General features: G+C 68.6%; 12 protein-coding genes. 9 read left to right on the forward strand and 3 right to left on the reverse strand.

Annotated elements, in window-relative coordinates; all coding sequences use genetic code 11:
- Positions 1-14: 14 nt before the first annotated feature.
- The gene (locus AC6I6X_RS18810) at positions 15-767 is read right to left on the reverse strand and encodes a universal stress protein (RefSeq protein WP_497932090.1); all 753 of its coding nucleotides are present in this window, start codon (positions 765-767) and stop codon (positions 15-17) included.
- A gap of 163 nt (positions 768-930) precedes the next feature.
- Between AC6I6X_RS18810 and mutS the strand changes: the two genes are divergently transcribed.
- The 4 genes from mutS to mutL all read left to right on the forward strand — a co-directional run bounded on the left by mutS (position 931) and on the right by mutL (position 7,829).
- Positions 931-3,681 carry a DNA mismatch repair protein MutS gene (mutS, locus tag AC6I6X_RS18815; RefSeq protein ID WP_497932091.1) on the forward strand — a complete coding sequence of 917 codons (2,751 nt, stop codon included), beginning with the start codon at positions 931-933 and terminating at the stop codon, positions 3,679-3,681.
- Positions 3,682-3,789: 108 nt separating this feature from the next.
- Complete coding sequence (locus tag AC6I6X_RS18820) at positions 3,790-4,455, forward strand: SOUL family heme-binding protein (RefSeq protein WP_497932092.1); 666 nt, start codon at positions 3,790-3,792, stop codon at positions 4,453-4,455.
- Positions 4,456-4,600: 145 nt separating this feature from the next.
- A complete protein-coding gene (locus AC6I6X_RS18825; RefSeq protein ID WP_497932093.1) occupies positions 4,601-5,398 on the forward strand; it encodes an SDR family NAD(P)-dependent oxidoreductase in 798 nt (265 codons plus the stop codon).
- Positions 5,399-5,576: 178 nt separating this feature from the next.
- A complete protein-coding gene (gene mutL / locus AC6I6X_RS18830; protein ID WP_497932094.1) occupies positions 5,577-7,829 on the forward strand; it encodes a DNA mismatch repair endonuclease MutL in 2,253 nt (750 codons plus the stop codon).
- 58 nt (positions 7,830-7,887) lie between these two features.
- Here mutL and AC6I6X_RS18835 read toward each other — a convergent pair whose 3' ends face one another.
- Entirely contained in the window at positions 7,888-8,091 is a 204-nt protein-coding gene (locus AC6I6X_RS18835) for a hypothetical protein (RefSeq protein ID WP_497932095.1), read from the reverse strand.
- A gap of 150 nt (positions 8,092-8,241) precedes the next feature.
- Positions 8,242-9,531, reverse strand: coding sequence for an MFS transporter (locus tag AC6I6X_RS18840; protein WP_497932096.1), 1,290 nt, complete (start codon positions 9,529-9,531; stop codon positions 8,242-8,244).
- Between the two features lie 145 nt (positions 9,532-9,676).
- Between AC6I6X_RS18840 and rtcA the strand changes: the two genes are divergently transcribed.
- The 5 genes from rtcA (at position 9,677) to AC6I6X_RS18865 (ending at position 18,254) form a co-directional block, all read left to right on the forward strand.
- Positions 9,677-10,771: an RNA 3'-terminal phosphate cyclase gene (gene rtcA / locus AC6I6X_RS18845; protein WP_497932097.1), complete on the forward strand. Its 1,095-nt coding sequence runs from the start codon at positions 9,677-9,679 to the stop codon at positions 10,769-10,771.
- A gap of 147 nt (positions 10,772-10,918) precedes the next feature.
- Positions 10,919-11,872, forward strand: coding sequence for a bifunctional 2-dehydro-3-deoxygluconokinase/2-dehydro-3-deoxygalactonokinase (gene kdgK1, locus AC6I6X_RS18850; protein ID WP_497932098.1), 954 nt, complete (start codon positions 10,919-10,921; stop codon positions 11,870-11,872).
- Positions 11,873-12,092: 220 nt separating this feature from the next.
- Complete coding sequence (locus AC6I6X_RS18855) at positions 12,093-14,180, forward strand: carboxypeptidase-like regulatory domain-containing protein (protein WP_497932099.1); 2,088 nt, start codon at positions 12,093-12,095, stop codon at positions 14,178-14,180.
- Between the two features lie 117 nt (positions 14,181-14,297).
- A complete protein-coding gene (locus tag AC6I6X_RS18860; protein WP_497932100.1) occupies positions 14,298-15,569 on the forward strand; it encodes a PGF-CTERM sorting domain-containing protein in 1,272 nt (423 codons plus the stop codon).
- Positions 15,570-15,785: 216 nt separating this feature from the next.
- Positions 15,786-18,254 carry a carboxypeptidase regulatory-like domain-containing protein gene (locus tag AC6I6X_RS18865; RefSeq protein WP_497932101.1) on the forward strand — a complete coding sequence of 823 codons (2,469 nt, stop codon included), beginning with the start codon at positions 15,786-15,788 and terminating at the stop codon, positions 18,252-18,254.
- Positions 18,255-18,266: the final 12 nt, after the last annotated feature.

The raw sequence follows: 18,266 nt of genomic DNA on the forward strand, positions 1-18,266 counted from the left end.
CCTCGGGGTGCCGATCACCCGCCGTCAGCTTCGTCGTCCTGTTCGAGGTACTCCCCCCGAATCACGAGCACCGGATCGACCGTATCGCGGGCGAGCGTCTCCGCCCGATCGCGGAAGATGAACCGACGGACAGAGGGGCGGCTCTCGCCGACGACGAGCATGTCGTGCTCGCTCGCGGCGTCGAGGATCTCCCCGGTCGGCGAGCCGTCGACGACGAGCGAGGTGTCGATTCGGCCGCGATCGACGCCGGTATCGGCAAGCGCGTCGACCGCATCGTCGAGGAGATCGGTGCCACGGTCCCGATCGGCTTCGTCGGAGACGACGTGGAAGTACGTCACCGTGAGGTCGGTGCCGTCCACCAGTGCCCCGAGGAACCGGGCGATGTACTCGAGGTTAACGTCGCCGCGGACGGCGACGAGCACCGATTCGAGAACCGGTGCGGGATTGAGCAGCAAGACCGCGTCGCACTCGGCCTCGACGGCGACGCGTTCGAACGTCTTGAGCCGATCGTGCGTGAAGACGAGTCTGGACGTGACGTCGAGACAGCCGGCCTCCTCGAACACGCGTTCGAGTTCCTCGAGTTCGGCGCGGGCACGGTCCTCGTACTGCTCGCGTGCCTGGTCCGTCCCGGTCTGGTCGGGAATCTCTCGGTAGCCGAGCAGGACGACCGGAACCGACGCGAACGCGTCGATGACCGTCTGGGATACGCTTTCGCCGCCCAGGACGTCGATCGGGACGAGCACACGGTGGTCACGGGGGCGAGCCATTGTAGGCGGGTCGAAGGAGGTACGACGGCGAGGGTAATAGAACCCCGTACGACCGCCTCGAAGAGTGTCACAGCCGATGCCACATAGACGAACACCGTCCCGGCGCGATCACTTTCACCGCGGATCCCGCAGGGTTTTTGTCGTGGCCCGCCAGTCACCGCACATGACCGAGGCGACGGGCATCGTCGGGGAGTTTCTCTCGCTCAAGGAGGAGACCGACGCCGACGTGCTGACGATGCAGTGTGGTGACTTCTACGAGTTCTTCGCGGAGGACGCCGAAATCGTCGCCGACGAACTGGACCTGAAAGTCTCGCAGAAATCGTCCCACGGGTCGTCGTACCCGATGGCCGGCGTTCCGGTCGACGACCTCACGCCCTACCTCAAGGCGCTCGTCGAGCGCGGCTACCGAGTGGCCGTCGCCGACCAGTACGAAACCGACTCGGGTCACGCACGCGAGATCGTCCGCGTCGTCACGCCCGGGACGCTACTCGAGACGACCGACACCGACGCTCAGTACCTCGCGGCCGTCGTCGACGGGAGCGCCGTGGACGCCGACGACGCCGGCTACGGACTTGCGTTCGCGGACATCACCACCGGCCGCTTTCTCGTCGCCGACGCTGCCGACGCCGACGAGGCGCTGACGGAACTGTACCGGTTCGACCCCGTCGAAGTGCTGCCGGGTCCCGCGGTCCGATCGGCCGACGACCTCCTCACCGAGATCCGCGAACGGGGGGACGCGACGCTGACGCTCCACGAGACGGAGGCCTTCGCACCCAAGCGGGCCGCCCACGCGACCCGCGAGCAGTTCGGCCGCGAGACCGTCGATCGACTCCCGGTCGGCGAGGCGACGATCGCGGCCGCCGGCGCGATCCTGTCGTACGTCGAGGAGACCGGCGCGGGGGTGCTGGCCTCGATGACGCGCATCCAGGCCCACCACGGCGACGATCACGTGACGCTGGACGCGACGACCCAGCGCAACCTCGAACTGACCGAGACCATGCAGGGCGACAGCGAGGGCTCGCTGTTCGCGACGATCGACCACACCGAGACGAGCGCGGGCCGGCGACTCCTGAAGGAGTGGCTCTGTCGGCCCCGCCGCTCGCTCGAGACCCTCGAACGGCGCCAGGAGTCGGTCGCCGCGCTCTCGTCGGCGGCGCTGGCCCGAGACGAACTGCAGGAGACCCTCGGCGAGGCCGCCGACCTCGAACGCCTGGCCTCGAAGGCCACCCACGGGAGCGCCGACGCGCGGGACCTGCAGTCGGTCGGCGAGACGCTGGCCGTGCTCCCCGCGATCGCCGAGATCGTCGCGTCGACGCCGGAACTGGCCGACTCGCCGCTCTCGGGGATCGTCGATCGGCCCGATCGCGAGGCCGCCGACGAGGTACGGGCGACGCTCACGGACGCGATCGCCGAGGACCCGCCGTCGACGGTGACCCAGGGCGAACTCTTCAGACGGGGCTACGACGAGGAACTCGACGGGGTGATCGAGCGCCACGAGGAACTCAGGGAGTGGCTCGACACCCTCGCCGAGCGCGAGAAGTGCCAGTACGGCCTCTCGCACGTGACCGTCGATCGGAACAAGACCGACGGCTACTACATCCAGGTGGGCAAGTCCGCCGCCGACGGCGTCCCGGACCACTACGAGGAGATCAAGACGCTGAAGAACTCGAAGCGGTTCACGACCGACGAACTCGAGGACAAAGAGCGGGAGATCCTCCGCCTGGAGGAGCGCCGCGGCGACCTCGAGTACGACCTCTTCGAGGACCTCCGTGAGACGGTCGCCGATCGCGCCGAACTCCTGCAGGACGTCGGGCGGACGCTCGCGACGATCGACGTGCTCGCGAGCCTCGCGACACACGCGGCCGAGAACCACTGGGTCGAACCCGACCTGCACCGGGGCGATCGACTCGACATCGAGCAGGGGCGCCACCCGGTCGTTGAGCAGACGACGGAGTTCGTCCCGAACGACGTGCGCCTGGGGCCGGCGGCTACGGCCGGCGGCCGAGAACGCGCCAGCGGGCGCGCAGACCAGGACCGGGGCTTCCTGGTCGTGACGGGGCCCAACATGTCCGGGAAGTCGACCTACATGCGACAGGTCGCTGCGATCGTCCTGCTGGCCCAGATCGGCAGTTTCGTCCCCGCGAAAGACGCCGAGATCGGTCTCGTCGACGGCATCTTCACCCGCGTCGGCGCGCTTGACGAACTCGCGCAGGGCCGATCGACGTTCATGGTCGAGATGAGCGAACTCTCGAACATCCTCCACACGGCGACCGAGGACTCGCTGGTGATCCTCGACGAAGTCGGCCGCGGGACCGCGACCTACGACGGCATCTCGATCGCCTGGGCCGCGACGGAGTACCTGCACAACGAGGTGCAGGCGAAGACGCTCTTTGCAACCCACTACCACGAACTGACCGGGCTGGCAGAGAACCTCCCCCGCGTCGCGAACGTCCACGTCGCGGCGGACGAACGCGACGGCGACGTCACCTTCCTGCGGACCGTCCGCGACGGCCCCACCGATCGCTCCTACGGGATCCACGTCGCCGACCTCGCGGGCGTCCCCGACCCCGTCGTCGATCGGGCCCAGGACGTGCTCGATCGACTGCGCGAGGAGAAGGCGATCGAGGCCAAAGGCGGCGGCTCGAACGAACCCGTCCAGACGGTGTTCGACGTCTCGAGCGGCCAGTTCCGGGGCCCGGCCAACGCCGACGGCGGTGAGCCGAGTGAAACGAGGCGATCCTCGGAAGCCCGACGGTCTTCCGGAAGCGAGCGTCCCGCCGACGAATCCGGGGACGCGATCGACCCCGAGACCGAGCGGGTGCTCGAGGAGATCGAATCGATCGACGTGAATACGACGCCGCCGATCGAACTGATCGCGAAAGTCCAGGAGTGGCAGGACAACCTGGAGGAATAAGGGGACTGCCGGTCGCCGACACCGGCACCGCGATCTGCCCGGAGTACGATCGGGTTCGCGAACGCGGACGCCTGTCGTGCTTTTGCCGCTCGGGATCGTAGACGACGTATGCGCAAACGAGTGACTGCGCTCGCATCGGTCGTCGGCGGACTCCTCGCGGCCTGGATCGGCTGGGGGCTGTACGTGATCACGACGACCGAACGCGTCCCGTCCGAGACGCTCGATCGCGACGGGGCGTTCGAACGCCGACGGTATCCGGCGACGGTCCTGATCGAGACGACGGCACCGGACGAGCGGACGGCGTTTCGACGACTCTTCCGGTACATCTGCGGCGACAACGGTGCGAACGACGAGATATCCATGACGGTACCCGTGACTACGAGCGGCCGCACCCGCTCGCCGCCCGCGCCGGGCCAGTCGAACCGTCGCGACGGCGAGTCGGTCGCGATGATCGCACCCGTCCGGACCGAGCGAACGGACGAGGCGGTGACGATGGGGTTCTTCCTCCCGCCGGAGTACACGCTCGAATCCGCACCCAGGCCGATCGACCCCGACGTGCACCTCGTCCTCGAACCCTCGCGGACGGTCGCCGCCTACCGGTTCTCCTGGTACGCGACGGCCGATCGGGTCGAACGAGCGCGCGCCGCGCTACTCGCGGAACTCGACGATCGAGGGCTCGAACCTCGGGATGACCCCGTCCTGCTCCAGTACAACGATCCGTGGACGCCGCCGTTCATGCGCCGGAACGAAATGGCCGTGACGCTCGCGGAGTGAACGAACCGTCCGATCGACGCGACACCCCCACGGATTAGTGTGAATCGTTCACCTGAATCGCTTTGTTCTCGAACGGCGTACGGAGTACGACAGTTTTTAGCTTCCACCGGAAATTCTATGGCGTCATAGCACGCCAGTCCCCACCATGCACGAACCGGACTTCGGCGTGGAAGGCCAGACCGCGATCGTCACGGGTGCGAGCCAGGGTATCGGACGCACGATTGCCGAGACGCTCGCGGCGAGCGGCGCGAACGTCGCGATCTGTTCGCGATCGATCGACCGGGTCGGCCCGGTCGCAGAGGAGATCAACGACGCCGAGAACGCGGGCGAGGCGCTCGCCGTCGAGTGCAACGTCCGCGAGCGCGACCAGGTCCAGACCCTCGTCGATCGCACCGTCGAGGAGTTCGGCGACGTCGACGCGCTCGTGAACAACGCCGGCGGGGAGTTCGTCGCGCCGTTCGAGGACATCTCGGAGAACGGCTGGAACTCGATCGTCGACCTCAATCTGAACAGCACGGTCCACTGCACGCAACTCGCGGGCGAGGTGATGCGCGAGGGCGACGGCGGCGCGATCGTCAACCTCTCGAGCGTCAACGGCCAGCACCCGGCCCCGAACGAGAGCCACTACGGCGCGTCCAAAGCGGCGATCATCCGCCTGACCGAGACGCTGGCCGTCGAGTGGGCCGACGACGGCATCCGCGTCAACTGCGTCGCCCCCGGCCTGATCCAGACCCCCGGCGTCGCTGAGACGCTGGGCATCCGGAGCGAGCAGATGCCCGATCGGGACGAGACCGATCGGCGGATCGGCCACAGCGAGGAGATCGCCGATATCGTCCAGTTCCTCCTCAGTCCCGCCGCCTCGTTCATGAACGGCGAGACGGTGACCGCGAAAGGCGTTCCGCGGCCGGGAAACTCGTTCAACGTCGATCTCGGCCTCGAATAGGTTCTGCTCGGACAGCCCTGGTTTTCCCTCCGGCCACTGGTCGAGCCGGTTTTTCGTTCTATGTCGCAACCGCGTCGGCAAACACGCGTAAGACCTAACCAGCCGCTTTGGCTATGGAGTAACGAACCGATCCGCGCGATCGGCGCGCCCGATCCCCGATCACGCCCCAGTACCACTCATGAGCGAGGATACCAGCGTACCAGCGGACGAAACCGAGATTCACCAGCTAGACGAGGACACCGTCGCCCGGATCGCCGCCGGCGAGGTCGTCGAGCGACCAGCCAGCGCGGTGAAGGAACTCGTCGAGAACAGCCTCGACGCGGGTGCCGATAGCGTCGACGTCACCGTCGAGGAGGGCGGCACGGAACTGATCCGGGTCGCCGACGACGGCCGCGGGATGACCGAGGCGGACGTCCGCGCGGCCGTCCGCCAGCACACGACCAGCAAGATCGACGGCCTCGAGGACCTCGAGTCCGGCGTCGGGACGCTTGGCTTTCGCGGCGAGGCCCTGCACACGATCGGGTCGGTCTCCCGCCTGACGATCCGATCGCGACCGCGGGACGGGGACGACGCGGGAACGGAACTCGTCTTCGAGGGCGGCGACGTCGTCTTGGTCGAGCCGACCGGCTGTCCCGAAGGGACGATCGTCGACGTCGAGGACCTCTTTTACAACACCCCCGCACGCCGGAAGTTCCTCAAGACGACGGCGACGGAGTTCGCCCACGTCAACCGGGTCGTCACGCGCTACGCGCTGGCCAACCCCGACGTCGCGGTCTCGCTGACCCACGACGGCCGCGAGGTGTTCGCCACGACCGGCCAGGGCGACCTGCAGGCCGCGCTCCTGTCCGTCTACGGCCGCGAGGTCGCGTCGTCCATGATCCCCGTCGAGGCCGACGGCGACGACCTCCCGCCGGGGCCGCTCGAGTCGGTCTCCGGGCTCGTCTCGCATCCCGAGACGAACCGATCGAGTCGGGAGTACGTCGCGACCTACGTCAACGGCCGCGCCGTGACCTCGGACGCGATCCGCGAGGGGATCATGGGCGCGTACGGCACGCAACTGGGGAGCGATCGCTACCCGTTCGTCGTCTGCTTCCTCGAGGTCCCCGGCGACGCCGTCGACGTGAACGTCCACCCGCGCAAGCGCGAGGTCCGGTTCGACGACGACGACGCCGTCCGCCGGCAGGCCGACGCCGCGGTCGAACGCGCACTGCTGGACCACGGCCTCCTGCGATCGGGGGCCCCGCGCGGCCGATCGGCCCCCGGCGAGGCTCGCCTCGAACCCGGGACGCTGGAGGACACGGCGAGTCGATCGACCGACCCCGAATCGTCCGCTCGAGCGGGCGGGACGGCCGAGACGCCGACCGATCGCGAAGCCGCCGATCCGGCGATCGATCGCGGACCGACGCGATCGTCCGCGGGCGAGACGGGGGCGTCCCCGCCGGCGGACGCGGCCGAGAATCCGGTATCGGACGAGGCGGACAGGATACACGGAGCGGATAGGACGAACGAGACGGACCCGATGGCCGAGACGGAACCGGAGACGACGGACAAGGGACGGTCCCGATCGACGCGCGAGCCGACTGCTTCCTCCGGCCCGAACGAGACAGCGTCCGCATCCCCGGTGGAGTCGGCGGACCCGGCCCCTGGCCCCGATTCCTCGACGGGAGTCGACGACGAGGCCGACTCCAGGTCGGAGCCGTCGCACGCACTAGAATCGGACCGCACGCACGCCGTCGATCGCGCACACGGGCGGAAGTTCGACGGGCCGACCGAACAGCGAACGCTCGCGGGCGAGACGGCGACGGGCGCGGAACCGGCGTTCGATACCTTGCCGCCGCTCCGGGTGCTCGGCCAGGTCCACGACACCTACCTCGTCTGCGAACTGCCCGACGGACTCGCGCTGATCGACCAGCACGCCGCCGACGAGCGGGTCAACTACGAACGGCTCCGGGACGCTTTCGCGGACGATCCCGCCGCGCAAGCGCTCGCCTCCCCCGTCGAACTCGAACTGACCGCCATCGAGGCGGAGGCGTTCGAGAGCTACACCGAAGCGCTCGAGCGACTCGGCTTCTACGCCGATCGGGTCGACGATCGGACGGTCGCGGTGACGACGGTCCCCGCGGTGTTCGCCGAGACACTCGATCCGGACGGCCTCCGGGACGTCCTCGCGTCGTTCGTTCAGGGCGATCGCGAGTCGGGCGCCGAGACGATCGACGCGCTGGCCGACGAGTTCCTCGGCGACCTCGCGTGTTACCCGTCGGTGACGGGGAACACGTCGCTGACGGAGGGGTCGGTGGTCGACTTGCTCGAGGCGCTCGACGACTGCGAGAACCCCTACGCCTGTCCGCACGGTCGACCGGTGATCGTCGAGATCGACGAGACGGAGATCGAGGAGCGCTTCGAGCGGGACTATCCCGGCCACGGCGGCTGACCCGCGGCTCCCTGGTCACGGCAGCCGCTCCGATACCGCGACCCACCGTTAGCTTCCGCTACTCCGTTTCGGTGTGGTTGAACTCCCACCAGATTCCGCCGAGAACGAGCGCGAGGATCGCGAAGAGCCCGCCGAGAGCGAGGTTCTCGGACAGCCCTCCCAGTACAGCTTCGACGAGTCCGCCCGCCCAACCGGCGATCAGCACGAGCAAGCCGGTGGCCGCGACGACGAGAATCGCCAGTCGATCGGTCAATTCACTCATGGGCGGTCCTCGGTCGTCGAAGCGAATAACGACGAAGCCTGCAATCGAATCCCGGCGATCGCGGTGCCGGATTCGACGGGCTATAGTAGCAACTGAAAGTCAATGCACACCTGATCGCAGGACGGCTGTGCGATCAGTGTGTAAATCGTTTCAGTTGCTACTATTGCTCGCCCGTTCGTGACGGTAGAGCCAGATCGCACAGGCGAGCGCGACCGCGCCGGCGACGGTCGCGATCCCGAACGCGACCCGGTAGCCCGTCTCGGTGTAGACGCGGACGCCGCCGACGAGGTCGCCCGTCCAGTAGGCGTCGAGCGCCCACCCCATCACGGTGGGGAGCATCGCGGCGCCGAAGAAGCCCGCGCCGTTGATCGTCCCGGTCGAGACGCCGCTGGCGCTGCTCGGGTGGCGCTCCTTGACGATCGTGTAGGTGAGGACGAAGGTGCCGAGCAACACCCCCGCGAGGAAGAACGACGAGCCGACGACCCACAGCGGCGGATCGCCGGTCGCGGCGATCACGCCCAGCGCGCAGACGAACGCGACGGCCCCCGCGAGGACGAGTTCGACGCGCCGTCCGAGCCGATCGGAGAGCCAGCCGATCGTCGGCGGGCCGACGGTGGTCCCGATCCCGCCGAGCAGCGTGAACACCGAGGCGTACGCGACCGAGACGTCGTAGGTCTGGACGACGTACGGGACCCCCCAGAGGCCGAATAGAGTGAGGTTCACGCCGGTCGAACAGAACAGCAGGACGCTGACGACCCAGATGTAGGGGTCGCGGAGGACGGCCGACAGGTTCCGCCGGAGTTCGGCGTTGGTCAGCGAGGGCTGTCCGGGAACGCCCTCGATCGGGTCGAACCCCGCGTCGGTCGGCGTGTCGCGGACGAACAGGTAGACGACGATCGAGAAGAGCAGGCCGCAGACGCCGAGACCGCCGATCGCGGCTCGCCAGCCGACGGCGTCGACGGCGAGCGCCAGCGGGGTCGTCGCGAGCATGCCCCCGAACCCGGAGGCGGCAAAGCCCAGGCCGCTCATCGTCGCGAACTCGTCGGCCCGGTACCAGCTCGCGCTGAACCGGAGGAGACAGACGAAGATCACGCTCCCGCCCAGCCCGACGAGGCCCCGGGCGGCCATCGCCGCGAGGTAGCTGTCCGCGAGCGCGAACCAGATCGCCCCGAGATTCATCACGATTCCGCCCGCCGTCGCCGTCCGCCGTGGGCCGACGCGATCGGCCAGAATGCCGGTCGGAATCTGCATGACGGCGTACACCCAGAAGAACATCGCGTGGAGCGTGCCCAGTTGCGCGCCCGTCGTCTCGAACGCGATCATGAGATCCTCGGCGAGCACCGCGGAGGAGAGCCGGTTGACGTTAACGACCAGAAAGATGACAGCCAGAATCGCCCACAGGAGCCACCGTCGTCGGAGCGGATCGCGCCAGAGTCGCATTCGTGGCGGATCGCTCCCGGAGGGTTGAAAACGTTGCACAAGCGGAAAGGTGAGCCGGATTCCGACGCGCCGACGCCATCGGTGCGGCGCGCTCGGTCCGCCGGCTACCGACAACGAGAGGGGGATCGACCCCGTATCGCACCGCATGCGCGAACTCGACGGCTCGATCGCCGGCGGCCAGTTCGTCCGCTCGGCGCTCGCCCTGTCGGTCCTCCGGAACGAACCGATCCGAATCGAGAACGTCCGGGGCGATCGACCGACCCCCGGCCTCCGCCACCAGCACCTCGCGGTCCTCGAGACGATGGTCGCGATCTGCGACGCCGAGGTCGCGGGCGCGGAACTCGGGTCGGAGACGATCGAGTTCGATCCGGCGCTGGAGGGATCCGCGAGTGACGATCTCGATCGCGGGCGACTCCCCGGCGGAACCTACGCCGCGGACATCGGGACCGCAGGAAGCGTGACGCTACTGTTCGAGGCTCTCCTGCCGCTGGCGACGATACTCGACGCGCCGCTGTCGGTCACCGCCACCGGCGGAACGGACGTGAAGTGGTCGCCGCCGATCGACTACGTCCGACACGTCAAACTCCCGCTGGTGGGGCGGTACGGGATCGTCGCCGCCTGCGAGGTCGATCGCCGCGGGTTCTATCCCGAAGGCGGCGGCCGCGCGACCCTCCGACTCGCCCCCTCGACGCTCGACCCGATCGACCTCACCGAGCGGGGCCCGATCGAGGACGTGCGGCTCTACTCGACCGAGGCCGCGTCGCTCGCGGACCGGGACGTGGCCCATCGGCAGGCCGAGGGCGCGCTCGAACGACTGGGCCGCGACGGGGAGGCCGATCGATCGGAGTCGGACGGCGACCCCGACGCGATCGGCGAGCGGTGCGAGACGACGGCGGAGAGTCGGTGTCCAGGGTCGGCGATCGTGATCCGGGTCGATCACGGGGCCGGGCTGGCCGGGTTCTCCGCGCTCGGCGAACGAGGAAAACCGGCCGAACGAGTCGGTGAGGACGCCGCCGACGCGGCGAATCGGTGGCTCGGCGGTACCGCACCGGTCGATCGGCACATGGCCGACCAGCTACTGGTGTTGCTCGCCGTCGCCGGCGGTCGCGTGCGCGTGCCGGCGGTAACCGATCACGTCGAAACGAGTTGCGACCTGCTCCGATCGTTCGGGCTCGAGCCAAACCTCGAGGACGACGGGGAGACGACGATCGTCTCGATCGAATCGTCGATAGAGGGATAGCAGGGGGTGCGGGCCGCGAGCGTGGGCCCCGCCGTCGATCGAGTCGTGCCAACGAATCGACAACGCAACAACTTATACCACACCCGTTCGTGTATCCGGTATGACCGAGTTACGCACCACCGATCGACCGGTGTGGAGGGCCGAGCCGTGAGCGAGCTCGTCACATTCGGCGAGACGATGCTCCGCCTCTCGCCGCCGGACCACGAACGAATCGAGGCCGCCGACGAGTTCGAGGTTCGCGCCGCGGGGGCGGAGAGCAACGTCGCGATCGCCGCCCAGCGCCTGGGGACGCCGTCAACCTGGCTCTCGAAGGTTCCGGAGACGCCGCTCGGACGCCGGGTCGTGAGCGAACTCCGCGGGCACGGCATCGAGACGGACGTCGTCTGGAGTCACCGGGGTCGACAGGGGACCTACTACCTCGAACACGCCGGCAAACCGCGGGGAACGAACGTCGTCTACGATCGGGAGAACGCCGCCGTCACGACGGCCGAGGCCCGCGAGTTCGACATCGACGTGGTCCAGGACGCGAAAGTATTCTTCACGAGCGGGATCACGCCGGCGCTCTCGTCGACGCTGCGGGAGACGACGGCGAACATGCTCAAGGCGGCCAGGCAAGGCGGGACGACGACCGCCTTCGACTTCAACTATCGGCGCAAGCTCTGGTCGCCCGACGAGGCACGGGAGACGCTGACCCGGTTCTTCCCGGGCATCGACGTGCTCGTGATCGCCGCCCGCGACGCCCGGACCGTGCTCGGCTTCGAGGGAGACCCGCGCCAGCTCGCACACAAACTCGGCTCGCAGTACGACTTCACGACCGTCGTCGTGACCCGCGGATCGGAGGGCGCGGTGGGCTGGCACGACAGCGTCGTCCACGACCAGCCGGCCTACGAGACCGACACCGTCGACGCGATCGGCACCGGCGACGCCTTCACGGGGGCCTTCATCGCCCGCCGACTCGACGGCGACGACGTCCCGACCGCCCTCGAGTACGCCGCCGCCGCGGCCGCGCTCAAGCGGACCATCCCCGGCGACGTCGCCCTCATCACGGAAGCGGAGGTCGAGGCCGTCGTCAAGGAGAACGAAACCGACATCTCCCGGTAGGCGCGGATCGATCGGCCACCGGCCGCCGTGCGGGACGCCGGTCGCTCGAATCGCGAGACGAGGCACCGATTCCGGGAACTGTTTTGCACGCGACAACGGTGACGAGCGACAGTTTCGCACGGCCAACTCGGCTACCGTCACGGTAGCAGTCGTTGCACGATCGCAACTGCCCGGGATCGTGGGAAGCGGCTTTAGGCACCGTCTGGAAGCCGAGGCCGACATGCACTCGAACACTGGTGCCGTCTTCGTCGCGGTACTGCTGGTGACGGCGACGGCGGGGCCCGGGATCGTCGCCGGGGCGGCCGGAAGCTCGTCGGAAGAGGGATCGGTCGAACGGACGGTCGAGGAGATCAACGCCGAGACGATTGCGCCGATAAACGAGGAGATCGCGGGCTACGAGGAACACTTCACGTACACCGAGCCGATCCAGCCGATCGACGAGGTCGACGCGGAGACGCCCGAAGAGGGCGAGCAGGAAGCGGCCTGGCTGCGGGACGAGGCGAATCGATTGCAGGACGAGACGTTCACCAAGGTCGTCGCGGAGATCAACGAGCAGGCGCGCGAAGAGCACGGCTACGACGGCGACTTCGTGGATCCCTCGACGTCCACGCCCGCCGAGGCGAGAGCGGAGGCCGATCGGATCGAAGAGGAGTACGGCGGGGTCTCCGACGCCGCACGGGAAGCCGCGGAGATGCTCCGGAACACCGCCGACTTCGTCGAGGACTTCCAGGCGTGGATGAACGCCGACGCGGACGCGCTCCTGGAGGCCGCCGACGCGGAGCCTCGAACGGGGACCGTCGAGGGAACCGTGGTCGACGAGGACGGTGACCCGATCGGGAGCGCGACGGTGACCGTCGACGACGAACAGGTCGCGACCGACGCCGACGGCTCGTTCGAGATGACGATTCGCGAGGGCGAACACGACCTGACGATCGATGCCGCCGGCTACGAGGGGACGAGCACGACCGTCGAAGTCGTAGCCGGCGAGACGGTGAGCGACGAGGCGACCCTCCAGGCCGAGAGCGGCGTCGACTACCGGGTCGCGGCGATGCCCCTCGAGGGCGACGCCGGCGACACGGACGAGTCGGCCGTCGTGATCGAACCGCTGAGCGAGGACGCCGGCGAGGTCGACGAGTTCGAACTGGTACTCGAGTTCGATCCCGACGCGGTCGCCCTCGAGGGCGTCTCCGAGGCCGACTGGCAGGACGTCAGCGTCGACGACAGCGAGGCAGACAGTGGCACCGTGACGGTGTCGGGCGACACCGGAACCCTCTCGATCGGCGGTCAGGAGACGCCGCTCACGGCCTTCGTCGCCGAGTTCGAACTCGCGGCCGACCCCGGCGCGCAGACGACGGTCGCGTTCGACGAGGAGGCGTCGACGGTCGACGGCGACGGCGGCGACTGGTTCGGCCTGACCGGGAGCCCCGAAATCGTCTACGACGACGCGCTGGCGACGGTCGAGGCGGACGAGGAGACGGACCCGGACGACGGAGGCGACGAGTCGCCGGACGACGAGAAACCGGACGAGGGCGAAGAGAACGAATCCACGGGCGGCGACGATGGCTCGGACGACGGTGACGGGAACGACACCGAGTCGGGGCCGAACGAAGACGACGGCGACGAACGGGAGGCCGAGAACGGCAGCGAGGAGTTCGACTCGGGCGAGGAGTTCGACCAGGAGGCGGCGGCCGAGTGGCTCCGATCCGACGCCGATCGGCTCCAGGCCGCCTACCTCGACGCGGTCGTCCGGGAGATCAACGCGCAGGCGCGGGAACGGGCCGGCATGGAGATCGCCGAGCCGGTGGAGACGCCCGCGGAGGCCCGCGAGGAGGCCCAGCACATCGAGGAGACCTACGTACCGGTCAACGAGGACGCCCAGGAGGCGGCCGACTCGCTCCGGGACGCCGCCGACTTCGTCGAGCGGTTCCAGGCGGACCTGAACGACGCCGCCGACAGGCTCGAGGCCGCCGACGAGGACGAACTCGAGGACGCGATCGCCGAGATCAACCAGGGCGCGATCGCGGACACGAACGAGCGCCTCGCCGAGGGCAACGATCGCATGGAGAACGTCGAGGACGTCGAGGGTATCGACGAACTGAGCAAGGAGGAAACGCCGAGCACCGAGGAGTCGAACGAGACGGTCACCGACGACAGCGGTGACGGTGACCGTTCCGACGACGAGTCCGGCGGACCGCTCGCGTCGGGTCTCGCCGGCGTCGGTGCGATCGTCGCCGTGCTCTCGACCGTCGCCGGCGTCGTGATCAGTTTCTGGTCCGCGTTCGGACCGGGGCTGCTAGCCCGGCCCTGATCGCGGCCGCCCGCAGGGAGTTCGGGGCCTCGGCGATCGAATCGAGATGCGCGCACCGGACGTTTTGACGGATTTGCCACAACCCACTTTTTGCCACCGGAGACAGTCATCGATGACATGAAACGAGCGCTGGCGATCGGTCTGGCGGTCCTGCTGACCACGAGCGTGGTCGGGATGGCCGCTGCGGCCGGTGCGACGACATCGACGACCGACACCGAATCGAGTTCGACGGACACGACCGCCGAGGCGTACGCGGGGACCCACGTCGCCTTCGACGTGGACAGGGACGCCGTCACCGGGTACGAGGTGGGCGGCGACGAGGCGTTCTCCTCGGTCGCCGTCCAGTCCCAGAGCGAGGCCGCCGCCGACGCCGATCTCGGTGCCGACGTCACGCTCGAGGCGTTGACCGACCTCGCGGGCGCGAGTCTCACGCTCGAGACGCGGGCGTCAGCCAGCGCCGAGGTCCAGGCCGAAAGCGGAGCGACGCTGTCGGCCCACGACAACGAACGCGGGACGCTCGTCGTCGAGAGCGGCGGCGAGAGCCAGTACGTGCAGGCGGAACTCAGTTCGAACGCCGAGGCGAGCGAGGAGGGCGATCGCGTCCGCGTCGAAACCGAGGATCGCGAGGGCGTCTTCCTGGTCGTCGGGGACGGCGAGGTGACCGTCAACGAGGAGGGCGACGTCTCGGCGGCCCTCGAGGAGAACGCGACCCTTGCGTTCCGCTCCTACCAGGACGGCGACCGCGACGAGAGCGCGAGGGACGAGGAGTCACTGATCGCCGAGGGATCGGCCGCCGCCGAGGTGTACGTCGAGGAACGCGACGGTGAGACGGCCGAGAGCGCCGTCACCTACGGCGAGGAGACCAGCGCCGAGGTCTCGAACGAGGCCCGGAACGAGGTCGAGGTGACCGTCGATCGAACCGTCCACGACGGGACCATCCTGCTGACCACCGTCTCCGAGGAAGCCGTCGGGAGCCTCGAGAATCTCTCGGTGACCGTCGACGGCGAGGCGGCCGTCGAAGCCGAATCCGAGAGCGAACTCGAGAGCGCGATCGAGGGCGGCGACACGGCCCGCTACGTGGTCGCCCAGGACGCGGCGGCCGAGGGCGAGGCGACCGTCTACGTCGCGATCACCCACTTCTCGGAGCGAACGGCGACGATCAGCGATGACGGTGACAGTGACGGCGACGGTGCAGACGGAACCGGTTCCGACGATGCCGATAGCGATACGAGCGATGACGGCGACGACGGCGAGACAGCGTCCGACGCAGAGGCCGACGATAGCGACGCGAGCGACGGCGGTGCCAGCGACGGACTGCCCGGCTTCGGCGCCGGCGTCGCCGTGATCGCCCTGTCGATCGCCGGCCTGCTCGCACGGGTCGATCGATAAGCGTCCGCGTCGAACACGACGACTGTTTTCGCGTTTCGGACCGATCGGCCGCCTGCAGAGCGGCGCGGCGACTGCTCGGCCCTACAAACCGCTCACAAATTCAATGTAGTTATATTGATGTAGTTTCTGTAGTTGATGTTACGAGATGGGTAGTGGTATTATTTGACGGTTTTGTTAGAACGTATATGATGAACTGTCGGGATAGCATCACGTAGCATGCGAGAATTTCTCACCCTCGTGTTCGCGGTCGCGCTGATCGCGTCGACCGCGTCGATGGGGGTCGCGGGGGCGACCGGCACGGGTGCAACGGCAAGCGACGACCGGGACGAGGAGGTCGTCAGGGTCGTTGCGGAGATCAACGAGGAACCGATCGCGGAGACGAACGATCGCGTCGCGGGGATCAACGATCGACTGGAGAACGTCGAGCCGATTGGGAAGATCGACCCGCTAGCGGCCGAGACTCGCGAGGAAGGGAAAGCGGAAGCGAACCGACTGAGCGACGACGCCGATCGGCTCCAGGACGACACCCTGACGCAGGTACCGAAAGAGATCAACGAGCAAGCGGGGTTCGAGATGACGGACCCCGACGCGATCCGGACGCCGCAGGACGCGCGCGACGAGGCCGATCGGATCGAGTCGAACTATCCCGGTGAGGACGCGGAGCGAGCGGCACAGGCGCTCCGAGATGCCGCGGATTTCGTCGAGGAGTTCCAGCGGGACCTCTCGCGGGCGTCGACCGACCTGCTCGAGATCACGGCCGAACCGCCGACGGGGACCGTCGAGGGGACCGTCACCGACGAGAGCGGCGACCCGATCGCGGGCGTCACGGTCTCGATCGCCGGCGAGGAGGTGACGACCGATCGGAGCGGGAGCTACGAGTTCGAACTGATCGGAGACGAATACACGCTGCGCGGGTCGACCGCCGGCTACGTCGACGGCAAAGAGACCGTCGAGGTGGTCGACGATCGTGAGACGACGGTCGATCTCACCCTCGAGGCCGACGAGAACTACGACTACCGGACCGTCGCGCTCCCCGCGGAGGCCGACGCGGGAGAGACGGTCGTCTCCGCGGTCGACGTCGAGCCGATCGCGGCCACCGAGAACGTCAGCGACTACGAGGTCGTCGTCGAGTACGACCCGGCCGTCGTCGAACTGGAGGGCGTCACCGACGGCGAGTGGGTCGACCCCGAAATCGCGTCCGAAGACCCCGAGGCGGGCAACGTGACCGTCGTACCGAACGAGGACGCGGCGACGTTCGACGACACCGCAGCCCCGTTCCACGCGTTCGGGCTGGGGTTCAGGCTCGTCGGCGACCCCGGCGACGAGACTGCCCTGGCGTTCGACGGGGAGGCCTCGACGATCGAGCCGGAACTCACCCTCGGGACGCTCGATCCCACGGAGGACGTGACGACCGCCTGGGCCGACGGCACGGTGAGCGCGACGCCCCTGGGGACGATCGAGGGAACCGTGACCGACGGGGACGGCGAACCGATCGCAGGCGCGACGGTCGACGCAGGCGAGGCGACGGCGACGACCGACGGTGCGGGCGCATACGAACTCGAACTCCGGGCCGGCGACTACACGCTGTCGGTGAACGCCTCGAATCACCTGGAATCGACCGCGAGCGTGTCGGTCACGGCAGGCGCCGCCGAGACGGTCGACGTGGCACTCGACCCCGAACCCGGCACCGTCACCGGGACCGTGACCGACGGGGACGGCGTGCCGATCGCGGACGCGACGGTCGCTATCGACGGCACCGAGACGACGACCGACGACGCGGGCGCGTACGAACTCACGGTGTCGCCGGGCGATCGGTCCCTCTCGGTCGACGCGCCCGACCACGAGTCCGCGACGCGAGCCGTCTCGATCGATCCGGGCGGCACGACGACGACGACGAACGTCGAACTCGAGCCGACGGCTGGATCCGGCGAACAGGCCCCGGGTGAGTACGACGAGGATCCGGACCTCGCCCCCGGCGACGACGGAAGCGAGGCGGACGACGACGAAAGGGAGACCGCGGACGAGGCGAGCGGCGACGGCGAATTCGACGCGGCGAACGCGGCCGACTACCTCCGCGACGAGGCCGATCGGCTCCAGGCCGACGTCTTCGCCCAGGTCGTCGCGGAAATCAACGCGCAGGCGCGGGAACGGGCCGGCATGGAGATCGCCGAGCCGGTCGAGACACCCGACGAGGCCCGCGAGGAGGCCCAGCACATCGAGGAGACCTACGTGCCGGTCAACGAGGACGCCCAGGAGGCGGCCGACTCGCTCTACAGCGCCGCGGACTGGGTCGAGGAGCACCACGGAACCCTGTACGACGCGGCGGCGGAACTGGAGACCGCCGACGACCCGGCCGCGAAAATCGAGGCGACCAACGCGGTCGTCGCGGCGGCGAACGATCGACTCGGCCGGACCAACGCGGAACTCGAGAACGTCGAGGACGTCGACGAGATCGAACCGCTGAGCGCCGACGCCGACCTGGAAAGCGAGGGGGCGGAGGGATCGGACGCCGATTCCAACGAGGAAAGCGAAACGGACGCGGTCGACGACGAGGACGCCGGCGGCATCGGCTCGGCGACGTCGAGTTTCGGCGCGATCGTCTCTCTCCTCGCGATCCTCTCCGGGTCGGTGGTCAGCGCCGGGACGCTCCTGGGATCGCAGGTCCCGTTGGCGGGATTCGAGTGAGACGATCTCCGC

It is taken from the genome of Halosolutus sp. YCN4 (assembly GCF_059736495.1).

What these genes read in the sequence shown, in the direction of transcription:
- AC6I6X_RS18810 (WP_497932090.1), bottom strand. Translation starts at nt 767, where the DNA reads ATGGCTCGCCCCCGTGACCACCGTGTGCTCGTCCCGATCGACGTCCTG.
- mutS (WP_497932091.1), top strand. Translation starts at nt 931, where the DNA reads ATGACCGAGGCGACGGGCATCGTCGGGGAGTTTCTCTCGCTCAAGGAG.
- AC6I6X_RS18820 (WP_497932092.1), top strand. Translation starts at nt 3,790, where the DNA reads ATGCGCAAACGAGTGACTGCGCTCGCATCGGTCGTCGGCGGACTCCTC.
- AC6I6X_RS18825 (WP_497932093.1), top strand. Translation starts at nt 4,601, where the DNA reads ATGCACGAACCGGACTTCGGCGTGGAAGGCCAGACCGCGATCGTCACG.
- mutL (WP_497932094.1), top strand. Translation starts at nt 5,577, where the DNA reads ATGAGCGAGGATACCAGCGTACCAGCGGACGAAACCGAGATTCACCAG.
- AC6I6X_RS18835 (WP_497932095.1), bottom strand. Translation starts at nt 8,091, where the DNA reads ATGAGTGAATTGACCGATCGACTGGCGATTCTCGTCGTCGCGGCCACC.
- AC6I6X_RS18840 (WP_497932096.1), bottom strand. Translation starts at nt 9,531, where the DNA reads ATGCGACTCTGGCGCGATCCGCTCCGACGACGGTGGCTCCTGTGGGCG.
- rtcA (WP_497932097.1), top strand. Translation starts at nt 9,677, where the DNA reads ATGCGCGAACTCGACGGCTCGATCGCCGGCGGCCAGTTCGTCCGCTCG.
- AC6I6X_RS18855 (WP_497932099.1), top strand. Translation starts at nt 12,093, where the DNA reads ATGCACTCGAACACTGGTGCCGTCTTCGTCGCGGTACTGCTGGTGACG.
- AC6I6X_RS18860 (WP_497932100.1), top strand. Translation starts at nt 14,298, where the DNA reads ATGAAACGAGCGCTGGCGATCGGTCTGGCGGTCCTGCTGACCACGAGC.
- AC6I6X_RS18865 (WP_497932101.1), top strand. Translation starts at nt 15,786, where the DNA reads ATGCGAGAATTTCTCACCCTCGTGTTCGCGGTCGCGCTGATCGCGTCG.